At 73.3% G+C, this 12,772-nt stretch carries 12 protein-coding genes; 6 read left to right on the top strand and 6 right to left on the bottom strand.

The window, feature by feature from the left end; all coding sequences use genetic code 11:
- Positions 1-50 precede the first annotated feature (50 nt).
- The gene (locus GA0070610_RS11485) at positions 51-917 is read left to right on the top strand and encodes an aldo/keto reductase (RefSeq protein WP_089000021.1); all 867 of its coding nucleotides are present in this window, start codon (positions 51-53) and stop codon (positions 915-917) included.
- A 64-nt stretch (positions 918-981) separates the two neighbouring features.
- A complete protein-coding gene (locus GA0070610_RS11480) occupies positions 982-2,250 on the top strand; it encodes an MFS transporter (protein WP_269458872.1) in 1,269 nt (422 codons plus the stop codon).
- 169 nt (positions 2,251-2,419) lie between these two features.
- Here GA0070610_RS11480 and GA0070610_RS11475 read toward each other — a convergent pair whose 3' ends face one another.
- The gene (locus GA0070610_RS11475; RefSeq protein ID WP_089000019.1) at positions 2,420-3,277 is read right to left on the bottom strand and encodes a phytanoyl-CoA dioxygenase family protein; all 858 of its coding nucleotides are present in this window, start codon (positions 3,275-3,277) and stop codon (positions 2,420-2,422) included.
- 142 nt (positions 3,278-3,419) lie between these two features.
- Between GA0070610_RS11475 and GA0070610_RS11470 the strand changes: the two genes are divergently transcribed.
- Positions 3,420-4,148, top strand: coding sequence for a helical backbone metal receptor (locus GA0070610_RS11470; protein WP_089000018.1), 729 nt, complete (start codon positions 3,420-3,422; stop codon positions 4,146-4,148).
- A gap of 25 nt (positions 4,149-4,173) precedes the next feature.
- Here the strand turns inward: GA0070610_RS11470 and GA0070610_RS11465 are convergent, their stop codons facing one another.
- Both GA0070610_RS11465 and GA0070610_RS11460 read right to left on the bottom strand, forming a co-directional pair.
- Positions 4,174-5,127, bottom strand: a complete 954-nt coding sequence (locus GA0070610_RS11465; protein WP_089000017.1) for a TerC family protein — start codon at positions 5,125-5,127, stop codon at positions 4,174-4,176.
- A gap of 317 nt (positions 5,128-5,444) precedes the next feature.
- A complete protein-coding gene (locus tag GA0070610_RS11460; RefSeq protein WP_089000016.1) occupies positions 5,445-6,143 on the bottom strand; it encodes a CBS domain-containing protein in 699 nt (232 codons plus the stop codon).
- A 191-nt stretch (positions 6,144-6,334) separates the two neighbouring features.
- Here GA0070610_RS11460 and GA0070610_RS11455 point away from each other — a divergent pair, with 191 nt between their 5' ends.
- Both GA0070610_RS11455 and GA0070610_RS11450 read left to right on the top strand, forming a co-directional pair.
- Entirely contained in the window at positions 6,335-6,904 is a 570-nt protein-coding gene (locus GA0070610_RS11455; protein WP_172896515.1) for a DoxX family membrane protein, read from the top strand.
- A 299-nt stretch (positions 6,905-7,203) separates the two neighbouring features.
- Positions 7,204-7,596 (top strand): FKBP-type peptidyl-prolyl cis-trans isomerase, encoded by a 393-nt coding sequence (locus GA0070610_RS11450; RefSeq protein ID WP_089000014.1) that lies wholly within the window; start codon positions 7,204-7,206, stop codon positions 7,594-7,596.
- A 284-nt stretch (positions 7,597-7,880) separates the two neighbouring features.
- On the opposite strand, the gene GA0070610_RS11445 is transcribed toward GA0070610_RS11450, so the two are convergent.
- Positions 7,881-8,231: an STAS domain-containing protein gene (locus GA0070610_RS11445; protein WP_089000013.1), complete on the bottom strand. Its 351-nt coding sequence runs from the start codon at positions 8,229-8,231 to the stop codon at positions 7,881-7,883.
- A gap of 154 nt (positions 8,232-8,385) precedes the next feature.
- Here GA0070610_RS11445 and GA0070610_RS11440 point away from each other — a divergent pair, with 154 nt between their 5' ends.
- Positions 8,386-9,405, top strand: a complete 1,020-nt coding sequence (locus tag GA0070610_RS11440) for an SMP-30/gluconolactonase/LRE family protein (RefSeq protein WP_089000012.1) — start codon at positions 8,386-8,388, stop codon at positions 9,403-9,405.
- Positions 9,406-9,483: 78 nt separating this feature from the next.
- Here GA0070610_RS11440 and GA0070610_RS11435 read toward each other — a convergent pair whose 3' ends face one another.
- Together GA0070610_RS11435 and GA0070610_RS11430 are read right to left on the bottom strand one after the other, a co-directional pair.
- Entirely contained in the window at positions 9,484-10,752 is a 1,269-nt protein-coding gene (locus GA0070610_RS11435; protein ID WP_089000011.1) for a L,D-transpeptidase, read from the bottom strand.
- 255 nt (positions 10,753-11,007) lie between these two features.
- The gene (locus GA0070610_RS11430) at positions 11,008-12,672 is read right to left on the bottom strand and encodes a right-handed parallel beta-helix repeat-containing protein (RefSeq protein WP_089003426.1); all 1,665 of its coding nucleotides are present in this window, start codon (positions 12,670-12,672) and stop codon (positions 11,008-11,010) included.
- Positions 12,673-12,772: the final 100 nt, after the last annotated feature.

The following is a 12,772-nucleotide window of genomic DNA, read 5'->3' as shown; positions in this document are numbered from 1 at the left end:
CGGGCGGACGATCGACTGCGCAGGTCAGCGGCGGTGGCTAAGTTCGCCCAATGCCCATTAGCACGATCACTGCGGCGTCCGCAGGCACCTGGACGCTCGGCGACCTGACTGTCAACCGAATCGGGTTCGGCGCGATGCGCCTGACGAGCACCGGCAGTGCGGCGAGCGACCGCGACCGGGTTGTCGGTGTGCTGCGCCGGGCGGTCGAGCTCGGTGTGAACCACATCGACACGGCGGCGTTCTACTTCTCGCCGCTCCGGTCGGCCAACGAGATAATCAACACGGCGCTCTCGCCGTACGTCGACGACCTGGTCATCACCACGAAGGTCGGGCCGGGCCGTGACCCCTCAGGGGGGTGGCTGCCGCTGGCCCGGCCGGATGAGCTGCGCGGGCAGGTCGAGGAGAACCTGCGTCAGCTCGGCCGCGACCACCTGGATGTCGTGAACCTGCGCCAGCACGGCCTGGAATCGGTCGCGGAGCACTTCGGCGCGCTGGCCGACCTGCGCGAAGCCGGCCTCATCCGGCACCTCGGCCTGTCCAACATCCGCCCGCAGCACCTCGCGCAGGCGCAGGCGATCGCCCCGGTGGTCTGCGTGCAGAACCCGTACGGCGTCGACACCCGACGCATGCACGACCAGTTCGTACGCACCTGCGGCGAACAGGGCGTTGCATTCGTGCCGTTCTTCGCGATCGCCGGCGACGCGCGTGAGGCCGGCGGCGTGGCCGCCAACACGGCTGTGCAGGCCATCGCACACGCGCGCGGCGTGACGCCGGCGCAGGTGCGGATCGCGTGGACCCTCAGCCGCGGGCCCCACCTGCTGGCCATTCCCGGCACCAGCAACCCCGAGCACCTGGTCGAGAACCTGGCCGCCGGGGCGCTGGTCCTGTCTCCCGATGAGCTGGCCAGCCTCGAGTAGCGGCGCCCCGGAGGGGCAGAGCCCTGTCACAAGTCCACCATCATCGACGAGAGGCCCCGTCACTTTGCGGACAGCGAAAACGTCGATTCCCCTCCCGCCCCCGAACAGTTCGTGGCCTGTTGCCCGAGGACTCATCCCCGCTCCCGGCCCTCGGCGCGTTCTGGCCATCGCGACCTTCGTCAACATGCTCGGAAGCGGCCTCTTCATGGCCAGCGCTGTGCTCTTCTTCACCCGCTCCGTCGGGCTCCCCCTTACGCAGGTCGCCCTGGGCCTGGGCGCCGCCGCACTCGTCGGGACGGTCGCCGGGATCCCGACGGGGCATCTCGCCGATCGGCGCGGCCCACGCGAGATCTATCTGCTGACTCTGGTCATCCGGGCCGTCACCACGGCCGCCCTGGCCTTCGTCCACACGTTCTGGCTGTTCGTCGTCCTGGTCTGCCTGACCCAGCTCGCTCACTCAGCCGGCGGGGCGTCTCGCGGCCCGCTGGTGCGCGGCTTCGGCGGCACAAACCCGGCCTCGTACCGTGCCTATCTTCGTTCGGTTGCCAACCTCGCCGGATGCGGCGGTGCCCTCGCCGCCGGCGTCGCAGTGCAACTGGACACCCGCGCCGCCTACCTGGCCCTGATCGCCGGCAACGCGATCAGTTTCGTGGCATGCGCCGCCATCATCACCCGACTGCCCTCGCTACCGCCGATCCCGGCACCCCAGATGACCGGGCGCTGGATCGCACTGAGGGACAAGCCCTACATGGCAGTCACCGTGCTCGACGCCATCATGGGAATTCAGGGCCAGGTACTGGTCTTCGCACTGCCGGTGTGGATCATCTCGCAGACCAACGCCCCGCGCTGGTTTGTCGGGATGGCCGTGCTGGTCAACACCGCCCTCGTCGCGGCGCTCCAGGTCAGAGCCAGCCGGGGGATCGACACCAGTCCAGCGGCGGGCCGGGCCATGCGTCGCTCCGGGTTGGCGTTCCTGATCGGGATGGCCCTGATCGCCGCCACGTCGAACATGCCCGGATGGCTCGCCGTCACGGTGATGACGCTGGGAGTCGCCGCGCACACCGTCGGCGAGCTCTGGCACGCGGCGGGCTCGCTCGAGCTGCAATTCCGGCTCGCGCCTGCACACGCACAGGGGCAATACACGGGAATCTCCGGGCTCGGCACGGGCCTTGGCAACGTCGCCGCCCCTTCCATCCTGGGTCTGCTCTGCATCGCCTGGGGCGCCCCCGGCTGGCTGCTGATGGGCGGCATCTTCGTCGCGGTCGGGCTCGCCGCACCGGCGGTCGTCCGGTGGAGCGCGCGAACCCGTCCAGACCCAGCAGAGGCCGTCTAGAGTCCAGCGACCCGGTAGCCGGAACCGAACCAGCCGGAGGCTGACCGAGCCCAGCGCGGCGGCCAGGCAACACAGCGGGAGCTGCAGCGCCGCCAGTTCCGGACGGCATGGGCCCTGCGTCGAAGTCCGTGTGACGGCCTGAATTGACCGGAGCCAGGTGCGGCGCGGGCTACTGCGCGCCCATCACCAGGCCCTCGATGGTGTGCTTCTGCCGGATCGGTGTCAGGACGTCGACCACCGGGCAGGGCAGGTGCGCGCGCACCTGCTCGGGCAGGCCCGCCCAGTACTCCCGGGTGACCGCCATGTCGTGGTGCTCGGCGTTGCCGGCTCCCGGCGCGTCGACGCCGAGCACCAGCACCGGTCGCGACAGGGTGGACACGTTCGGCGTGCCGCGGTGCACGGTCAGCGCGGACCGGGCGGAGATGTCGCCGCGCTGCGGGTACTTGCGGACCGCCCCTTGCTCGTAGCGGGGGTAGCGCTCCCTCGGCGGGAACATCTGGTGGTCGAAGTCCCGCCCGTCGTCCCACTGGGTGCCCGGGGCGATCTCGAACGGCCCCATCTCCTCCACCGTGTCCACCGTGGTGAGGTTGAAGGCCAGCGACGTCAGCCGCCGCTGCCGGCGGGTGTCCTCCGGCATCGGGAAGTCCCGGTGCCACGGCTGCATGACCGCGCCGGGGAACGGGATGTCGAAACCGAGCTCGACGATCTGGTAGTCGGGACCGAGCACGGCCCGGCACACCGAGACCACCCACGGGTGGGTCACCAGGTCGACGAAGCCGCGCAGCTGCTCGGGGTGGATCTCCACGTACCACCGCTGCGGGCCGCGACCGACCGCGCCGTCGGGGCGGGAACGGGCCTCCCGGAAGGCGGCCTCGACGTCCTCGCCGACGCGGTCCACCCAGTCCACCGCGAAGGCGCCCCGGCAGGCGGTGATGCCGTCACGGTAGAGCTCGCCGAGCGCCACCAGCGGCACCTCCTCCTCGGCGGGGGCGGCGGGCGGCGCGGGCGGGGTGGCGTGGGGCCTCATCGAACCTCCTGAGGGGACCCGGCGAGTATTACAACGTTGTAGAGCCGTCGCAAGGGACGCCTGTCCGGCGACCGGATCGCGGGTCGGGGCATGATCGACCGGTACGCCGGCGCTCGGCGTACCGGACCGGGGAGGTACGCGGGTGCGCGTCGTGTCGTTGGTGCCGTCGCTTACCGAGGCCGTCGCCCTGACCCTGCCGGGTCTGCTGGTCGGCGCCACCGACTGGTGCACCCACCCCGCCGGGCTGGAGGTGACGCGGGTCGGCGGGAGCAAGTACCCCGATCTCGACCGGGTGCTCGCGCTGCGCCCCGACCTGGTCCTGCTCAACGTCGAGGAGAACCGCCGCGAGGACGCCGACGCGCTGAGCGCCGCCGGCGTGCCGGTGCGGGTGACCTACCCGCGTACCGTCGACGAGGCGCTCACCGAGCTGGCCGACCTGCTGCGCGACCTGGGCGCCCCCGCCGAGCCGGAGTGGCTCGCCCTGGCCCGCCGGGCGTGGGCCGACCTGCCTGCGGCCCGGCCGGCCCGCCGGGCGGTCGTGCCGGTATGGCGGCGGCCGTGGGTGGTGCTGGGCGCCGACACCTTCGCCGGCGACGTGCTGCGCCGGCTCGGCGTGATGAACGTGTACGCCGACCACGTCGAGCGCTACCCCCGCCCGGCCCTCGACAAGCTGCGCGCCCGCGCGCCGGAGCTGGTCGTGCTGCCCGACGAGCCGTACCTCTTCACCGCCGACGACGGGCCGGAGGCGTTTCCCGGCACCCCCTGCGCCCTGGTCTCCGGTAGGCACCTGACCTGGTACGGCCCGTCGCTCGCCGAGGCGCCCGCCGTACTCGCCGCGCAGCTCGCCGCCCCGGTCGTGCACCCGGGCTGACCGCCGCGACCCCCACCTCGACCGGTCACCCGCGCGCCCGCCGGCGCCGTTCCCGACGGGCGCCGACGAGGCTCCACCCGATCGCGACCGACAGCGTCAGCACCACCACCGCGAGGGTCAGCCAGACCGGCAGCTTCCCCACCGGCGTCTCGGCCAGGATCAGCTTCACCCCGGCGAAGGCCAGCAGCACGGCCAGCCCGTACCGCAGGTGGCCGAAGTGCCGCAGCAGGCCGGCCAGGCAGAAGTAGAGGCTGCGCAGGCCGAGTACGGCGAACGCGGTCGCCGTCCAGACGAGGAACGTGTCGGTGGTGATGGCGAGGATCGCCGCCACCGAGTCGATCGCGAAGATCACGTCGGTGGCCTCGATCGCGACCAGCGCCACCAGCAGCAGGGTGGCCCTGCGCCGGCCGTCGACCCGGGCGGTGAACCGGCCGCCGTGGTAGCGGGGCTCGGTGGGCACCAGCCGCCGGAACGCCCGGACCGCGACGTTACGGTCGGGGTCGACGTCCGGCTCGCCGCGTACCGCCAGTCGCCACCCCGTCCAGATCAGGAAGGCGCCGAGCACGACGCCGGCCCAGGTCAGCCGCTCCAGCAGCGCCGCACCGGCGAAGATGAAGGCCAGCCGGAACGCGAGCGCACCGACGACGCCCCAGAAGAGCACCTTGTGCTGGTACGCGGCGGGCACCCGGAAGTAGCCGAACAGCAGCGCGAAGACGAAGACGTTGTCGACGGAGAGCGCCTTCTCCAGCAGGTAGCCGGAGAAGTACGCTCCGGCCGGCTCGCCGCCGCGCCACAGCCAGACCACCAGCCCGAACGTGAGCCCGGCGGTGATCCAGACGCCGCTCCACAGCAGCGCCTCACGCAGTTCGATCACGTGGTCGTCGCGGTGGGAGAACATGTCGACGGCGAGCATGACGGCGATGACCACGCCCACCGCCGCCCAGGCCCACAGCGGTGCTGCGAACGTCGCCTCGTCCACCCGGCGTCCTCCGCATCCCCGACGGCGTCCGGTGGCGCAGGTGCCCCTCCGGCGGCCGGCGGCGGCCCGAGCGCGTCCGATCCCGAGCCTAGGCGAGCCGACCACGGGCCGACGGCGGGTCCGGACAAGTCGGTGCCGCCGACGTTCCGGCCCGCGCCGACGTCAGGCGTCCGGGCGGCCCACCGGGGTCGGCGGGGCGGTGACCGCCTCCCGCGGCGGGCCGGGCCCACGATCGGCACCCGGGCGGGTCCCGACCCGCCTCGGCCCCGGGGCGGTCCGGACCCGCACGGTGTCGGCGGGCCTGGACCGCGGTCGCGTCAGGCCACCGGGGTGACCCGGTCGGCGTCGAGGTCGACGAGCGCGCTGTCGTCGACGTCGTAGGCGAGGGTGCTGGTCACCCGGACCACGCCGCTGACCTGCTCGGCGAGCCGGCCCGCCAACTCGACGGCGCTGCGCCGGTCCAGCCGGCCGTCGAGCGTCACCTCGCCGTCGCGCACCCGGACCGTGACCAGGCCGTCCCGCACGGCGAGCACCCGCCGCAGCACCTCGTGCACCACGTCCTCGCGGATCTCCGCGTCGGTGCGCAGGTGCACCCGCAGCAGGTCGCCGCGCGTGACGATCCCGACGAGGCGGCCCAGGTCGTCGAGCACGGGCAGCCGCTTCACCGACTCCCGGTCCATCTGCCGGGCGGCGGCGGAGATCGTCGCCTCCGCCCAGGTCGTCACCGGCGGTGCGGTCATCAGCTCACGCGCCACCAGCGCGTCGGCCTTCTCCCGGGCGGCGCGGCGACGGCGCCCCTCGAAGACCCGCCGCTCGTCCGGGTGGCCGGCCCGCTCGACCTTGTGCAGGAGGTCCGACTCCGACACCACGCCGAGGACCCGGCGGAACCCGTCCACCACGGGCACACCGCTGATGCCCCGCCGGACCAACGCGTCGACGATCTCCCGGTAGGGGGTCTCCTCCCCCACCGTCGCGACCTCCCGCGTCATCACGTCGCCCACCTGCCACGTCCTCATCACGACCTCCCTGTCGTCTCACCTGCGACGCTACGGCCGGGCCGGCCCGCCGGGTCAGGGCCGCCGGACCGGGCCGGAAGGGGTCCAAGGTCCCGGTCCGGTGGGGCCCGGTCGGCCCTGCCCCGCCGGCGCCGGCCGGCGTCCAATGGAGATGCCACCGGGAAAGCGCGGTGCGAGGCACACGAAGGGACGTGGAGACAATGACCGCGACGATCGAGCGCACCACCGCCAGGACCGACGCTCCCGTGGCGGAGACGCGGCACGAGACCACCAGGGAACGGGCGGCCCGGTACGTCTTCGCCGGCATCCGGATCGCCCTCGGCTGGACCTTCCTCTGGGCGTTCCTGGACAAGGTCTTCGGCCTGGGCTTCGCCACCGAGGCGAAGAACGCCTGGATCAACGGCGGCAGCCCCACCAAGGGCTTCCTGACCTTCGGTGCCGCGGGTCCGTTCGCGGACTTCTACCACGGCATCGCCGGGGCCGCCTGGGCCGACGTGCTCTTCATGACCGGCCTGGCCGCGATCGGCGTGGCGCTGCTGCTCGGCATCGGGATGCGCGTCGCCGCGGTCGCCGGCGCGGTGCTCTACGTGATGATGTGGACGGTCGTCCTGCCTCCCGAGAACAACCCCTTCATGGACGACCACCTGCTCAACGCGGCGCTGCTGGTCGGTCTCGCCCTGGTCAACGCCGGCGCGACCCTTGGCCTGGGCAGGGCGTGGGCGAAGCTCCCGATCGTGCGGCGGTTCCCCTGGCTGCGGTGACCGGGTACGGCATCTCCCCGGAAGCGGGCGTCACCACCGGTGGCGCCCGCTTCCGCGTGCCCGCCCGGCCAACTCGCGGGCGCCCGGCCGCCTCACGTGCCCGCCCCGCCGCCTCCTGTACTCACCCGGACGTATCGCGTGCCCGCCCGGCCGCCTCGCCTACCCGCTCGACTGCCGGACGGCGCGCCGCCCGGGACCCGTCGGGCGTTCCGGGCGGGGACCGCCACGCGACGCCCGAACGCCATCGGGCAGGATCTCGGGTGACGGACATCAGGACCGAAACGGTAGGAGACTCCCGAATGAACCAGGCAGCAGGCGCCCACTCGGGCAAGCCCGAGGTGGGTCCGATCGAGGGCGCGCCCCCGGCCGATCTCGTCATCGACGACATCACCGTCGGCGAGGGGCCGGAGGCCCAGCCGGGCCAACTGGCCAGCGTCCACTACGTGGGGGTCGCGCACTCCACCGGTCGCGAGTTCGACGCCTCGTGGAACCGGGGCGAGGCGTTCGAGTTCCCGCTGGGCGGCGGGCAGGTCATCTCCGGCTGGGACCGGGGCGTCGTGGGCATGCGGGTCGGCGGCCGGCGCCGCCTGACCATCCCGCCGCACCTGGGTTACGGCGACCGGGGCGCCGGCGGCGTCATCAAGCCGGGCGAGACGCTCGTCTTCGTCGTCGACCTGCTCGGCGTGCGCTGAGCGCGAGTCGATCCACCGAGCGGACGGCCGGACGCCAAGCGCGCGGCCGACCGCACGGCGGCGGGCCGGTCACCGCAGCGGGCCATCGCCCGACCACCGGCGCCGGTGCCGCCTGCGAACGGCCGGCCGGTGCAAACGACGTACGGCCGGTCGGTGTGGACGGCGAACCACGGGTCGGTGCGGGCGGCGTCAGACGCCGTCGGCACCGACCCGCACGCTGCGGCGCCCGGGCCCCGGGCGCCGCAGGTCTCGCGGCCGGGAAGGTGCACCGGCGGCACCCTCGGTCAGCAGGGCACCAGCTCCCGGTCGGCGCACGGATCCACGATCGGGATGACCCGGTGCAGGCCGGTGGCCCGCAGCACCCGCTCGACGACCGGGTCGGGACGGAGCAGCACCAGCTCCCCGCCCCGGGCGCGGACGCGCAGGTGCGCGGCGACCAGCGCCCGCACCCCGGTGGCGGAGAGCAAGCCAACGCCCGAGAGGTCCAGCCGGAGCACGGGCCGGGGCGGGGCGTCCCAGAGCGCGGAGCGGAAGGCGGCGACCGTGGCGATGTCGACCTCGCCGGTCGCCCGCACCTCCACCTCGTGGTCGGCCACGGTGATCTCCATGTGGAGCCGGTCGTCGCGCTGTCGCATACCGACGAACCTATCCCCCGCCACCGACATTTCCGCCCTGCTGAGGGACCGGATCCGGGTACGCCCAGGGTCTACCCGGAGACTCCCGGATCCTCCTCAGGGAGGACACCCGCAGGGCCTGTGGGCTGCGACATCGGCGGGCGAGAATGGGCTCATGGTCCCTCCCCGCCCCCGTGCGCCCCGACTGATCCGACCCGTCCGCGAGCCCGCCACCGTGCCGCCGCCGCTCGACGGTCCGTGGGCGCCCGCCGACCGCCGGCTCGACGCCGTCGAGCTGCTGCCCCTGCCGGCCGGCGTGTCCGGCCCGGAGGACGTGGTCGTCGACCCGTCCGGCCGGGTCGTCAGCGGATCGGAGGACGGCCGGCTCTGGTGGTGGCCGGTGGACGCGCCGCCCGGCACCCTCCCCCGGCCGCTCGCCGACACCGGAGGCCGACCGCTGGGCGTGGAGGTCGACCCGCGCGACGGCAGCCTCGTGGTCTGCGACGCGTACCGGGGGTTGCTGCGGGTGACCGGTGACGGGGCGGTACGCGAGCTGGGCGGGCTCGGGGCGAGGGCGCACCTCGCCGACAACGCCACGGTCGCCCGCGACGGCACGGTCTACTTCACCGACTCCTCCGACCGCTTCCCGCTCTCACACTGGAAGCGGGACCTGCTGGAGCATCGGCCCAACGGGCGGGTGCTGGCGTACGACCCGCGCAGCGGACGCACCGACGTCGTCCGCGCCGGGTTCCACTTCCCCAACGGGCTCGCGCTCACCCCGGACGAGTCGGCGCTGATGCTGGTCGAGACCGCCACCCACCGGCTGGTGCGGGTCGCCCTGGCCGACGGCGCGGTCACCGTCCTGGCCGACCTGCCGGCGTACCCGGACAACCTCACCCCGGTGGGCGACGGGACGTACTGGATCGCGCTGCCCAGCCCCCGGGTGCCGGTGGTCGAGCGGCTGCTGCCCCACCCCCGGCTGCGGCAGCTGGTGGCGGTGCTGCCGGCGGCGGTGCAGCCGAAGCCGCTGCGCTACGGCCTGGTGGCCCAGGTCGACGGCGAGGGGCGGGTGCTGCGCACCCTGCACGGTCCGCGCGGGACGTACGACATGATCACCGGCGTCCGTCAGCACGGCGGGCACCTGTGGCTGGGCAGCCTCACGGGTCCCGGGGTGGCCCGGGTGCCGCTGGGCTGAGCCGCGCGACGACCGGCACACCCGCCGGACCGGCCCGCGTGGCGGCGGGCCGGTCCGGCGGGTGTGCGTACGGTCGGATCAGCCGCCGCGCACGGACGGTGCCGGCGCCGGCGAGCCCCCGGCCACCGCGCCCGGGTGCGGCGCGGCCGACGGGGACGGCCGCAGCCCGGCCGGGACGGGCAGGGCGCTGCCCTTGACGAACTCGTCCCAGCTGACGTTCCAGGCCGTCCAGCCGTTGCCCTCGTTCAACTCGACCTCGGTGCCCTTGATGGTGACCAGGTCGCCGACCTGCGTGACGCCCATCAGCCAGTCCGCGGCCTCGTTGGACACGTTGGTGCAGCCGTGCGAGACGTTGGTGCTGCCCTGGTCCCCCACCGACCAGGGCGCGGCGTGGATGAACTCGCCGCCCCAGGTGAGCCGCTGGGCGTCCTCGACGTCGACCACGTAAGGGTCGGCCGAACCCCGGGTGTCGAACGTCGTGAACTCGTGCTTCTCCATGATCACCATCTTGCCGCTGGACGTCGGCGTGCTCGGCTTGCCCATGCTGACGGGGATCTTGCGGACCACCTTGCCGTCCCGCAGCACCGACATCTGCTTGGTCGCGTTGTCGATCTCCAGGGCTACCTGCCGTCCGATCTTCGAGGTGGCGGTGCGGTCGGAGTCGCCGACCCGCTCCTTGCCGATCGGCAGGCCCTCCAGCCCGGCGCGGACGCTGATGCTGGTTCCTGGCCGCCAGTAATCGGGGGCCCGGTAATAGGCCTGGCTGCCGTCGGACACCCACGACCAGGCGCCCGGCTGCGGCGGATCCGTCTTCACGAACAATCGGCGCTGCACGTCGGCCCTGGCCTCTTTCGGAATGGGCGGGTCGAACGCCACGGTCACCGGCATGGCGGTGCCGTACGTCCGATTACCGGCGAAGTACAGCGTGCTGGTGATTTGCGGCTTCGTCGATTTCGGCATCGTGGTGAAGGTGGTCTTCCGGGTGGTCGTCGTTCCCGAGTCGCCCGTGGCGGTCACCTCCGCGGTGTAGGTGCGCTTCGGCTGCAACGGCGCCTTCGGCACCCACCCCGAGCCGTCCTCCCGGGGCTCCGCCTCGACCCGAGCGCCCTTGTCGTCGGTGATCCGGACGGCGGTGACCTTGCCGTTCCTGACCGCGGTTCCCACCTCGGCGGTGATCGGCACCTCCCGGGCGCGGTCGGCGGGCGTCACGGTCAACTCCGGTGCCGCCGCGGCCCGTCCCTCGGCCGGCCGGGCGCCCGGTTCGCGGTCGGCGGTGCACCCGCCGAGGGCCAACGGCGCGGCCGCGATCGTCACGGCCAGCACCGCCAGTCGCCGCCTCAACTCCATGATGCGTCCCCCCGTTAATTGGTGTCCCTCAGCCACATTCTCTCCACGCCCCGTCGCATCGGTGCGCAATTTCGACGGAAATGGAGAAGCAATTTCGGGAAGCATTTCCCGCCCTGCACGGAATGGGGCCGCTCGCGCCTGCTTCCGGATCCGTCCGCAATCGTCCGCCCCCGCCGGTCGCCGGCCCCCTGGTGCCCGTCCGTCCCGCCTGCGCCGCGCCGGCGGCGGTGCTCACGTTCCGGCGCCGTCGGCGGTTCACGTCCAGTCGTCGTCGCCGTGGTTGCGTTCCCACCGGCCGCCCACTGGCGGGGTGTCCATCCGGATCGCCGAGTCGGCATTGCCGGCGAGGTCGTTGTCCTCGACGCGGCAGTCCACGCAGCTGCCCTGCGCGGTGATCCACAGTCCGTGGTTCTGGGTGCTCGGCTGCTTGTTGTCCCAGATCCGGTTTCCCCGGATGGTGGCCGAGTCGACGGCCGCGTTGATCGCGATGCCCGCCCGCACCGGCGGTCCCCCGGGCAGCTCGTACGGCGTGCCCGGCGCCGGGGTGGCCCCGCTCCACCCGCTCGGCGAGTCCGGCCGGATCGGCGCGAGCGTGAGCTCGGTGTCGTCGTTGGCCGCCACCACGGCGATCCGCTCGCCGACGTGCACCACCTTGCCCCGGTGGCCGTCGTTCGGCCACGTCGCCCGCCGGTCCACCACCGACTTCTCGGTGTACCGCACCGAGTCGCCGTGCCCGCTCATGGCCGGCGCCCACTGCCGCCCGTTGTTCCGGATCCGGTTGCCGACCACGATGGCGTCGCGGATCGGCCGGTCGATGCGGATGGCGTCGGCGCTGTTGCCGTAGAAGTCGTTGCTCTCGATGACGATCTCCTCGGCTACGGCCTCCTCGCAGCCGCCGAGGTCGCGCTGGTGGTAGCCGTACCGGCCGTTGCCGCTGATCCGGTTGCCGCGGATCGTGTACGGGCCCGGGGTGTTGCCGATGCTGACCCCGTCGCGCAGGTTGCCGTCGATCACGCAGTCGGTGAGGATGCCGCCCCGCCCGGCGGTGTGCGTGGTGCCCTTCGCCGAGACGTGGAAGCCGGCCTCCAGGTTGCCGGTCATCGTGCAGGCGGAGACGATCAGGCCGTTCGCGCCCCAGTCGGAGATGCCGAAGCGGTTGCCCTGGGTGTGGCAGCCGATGATCCGCACTCCCCGTGGGCGCAGCTGGCCCACCTCCTGCAACTCCAGGAAGATGCCGTTGGTGGCGTTGGCGACCGCGCTGCAGTTGACGATGTTGAACCGCTCCACGCTGCCCCAGCCGCCGATGCCGACGCCGATGCCCGCGCCACCCATCTCGGTGCCGTTGTCCAGCCGCCCGCAGCCCACCACCAGCACCCCGTCGATCAGGCAGTCCTGGAGGAAGTCGCAGCCCAGGCCGGTGGCGGCGGTGTGGTGGATGTACAGGTTACGGAAGACGCCCCGTACGACGTACTGCAACCCGAGCCCCTTGGCCAGCGGGTTGTAGTCCGCCGACGCCACTCCCGAGCCGTCGATCTCGAAGTCGGCGAAGGTGCAGTCGGCCAGGTGCCGGTCCCGGTCGGCGCCGTGCTGGAGGGTGGTGTAGAACGCCAGCGGCGACGGGTCGGCCCGGTTGCCGGCGTTGCTGAGCACGAAGCGGGTCGCCCCCGGGCCGGCGCCGACCAGCGACACCCCGGTACGCCACACGGTGCCCGAGTCCCGCATCGAGTAGACCCCGGGCGGGCAGTAGATGATCCTCGCCCGGCCGTCGGCGGCGTACGCGTCGCCGAGCCGGTCCACCAGCGCGGCGAGCGCCGGCTGGTCGTTGGCGGCCCCGTCGCCGACCAGGCCGTGCTCCCGGGCGTCGCAGAGCAGCGGGGCGCCGGCCACCGCGTGACGCCGCACGCCTGCGGCGGAGGGCATGTCCGGGTACGCCACTCGTCCTCCCCTCGGCGGGACTGCCCCGCCCGCATTCCCGGCGCGCCCGCGGAAAAACGCGGCCCGGCACGGCGACGGCCCCGGC

It is taken from the genome of Micromonospora echinofusca (genome assembly GCF_900091445.1).
GTDB lineage: Bacteria > Actinomycetota > Actinomycetes > Mycobacteriales > Micromonosporaceae > Micromonospora > Micromonospora echinofusca.
Note: the sequence above shows the minus strand (reverse complement) of the source record. Positions and strands in the feature narration are given on the sequence as shown.

What these genes read in the sequence shown, in the direction of transcription:
- GA0070610_RS11485 (WP_089000021.1), top strand. Translation starts at nt 51, where the DNA reads ATGCCCATTAGCACGATCACTGCGGCGTCCGCAGGCACCTGGACGCTC.
- GA0070610_RS11475 (WP_089000019.1), bottom strand. Translation starts at nt 3,277, where the DNA reads ATGAGGCCCCACGCCACCCCGCCCGCGCCGCCCGCCGCCCCCGCCGAG.
- GA0070610_RS11460 (WP_089000016.1), bottom strand. Translation starts at nt 6,143, where the DNA reads ATGAGGACGTGGCAGGTGGGCGACGTGATGACGCGGGAGGTCGCGACG.
- GA0070610_RS11450 (WP_089000014.1), top strand. Translation starts at nt 7,204, where the DNA reads ATGAACCAGGCAGCAGGCGCCCACTCGGGCAAGCCCGAGGTGGGTCCG.
- GA0070610_RS11445 (WP_089000013.1), bottom strand. Translation starts at nt 8,231, where the DNA reads ATGCGACAGCGCGACGACCGGCTCCACATGGAGATCACCGTGGCCGAC.
- GA0070610_RS11440 (WP_089000012.1), top strand. Translation starts at nt 8,386, where the DNA reads ATGGTCCCTCCCCGCCCCCGTGCGCCCCGACTGATCCGACCCGTCCGC.
- GA0070610_RS11435 (WP_089000011.1), bottom strand. Translation starts at nt 10,752, where the DNA reads ATGGAGTTGAGGCGGCGACTGGCGGTGCTGGCCGTGACGATCGCGGCC.
- GA0070610_RS11430 (WP_089003426.1), bottom strand. Translation starts at nt 12,672, where the DNA reads ATGCCCTCCGCCGCAGGCGTGCGGCGTCACGCGGTGGCCGGCGCCCCG.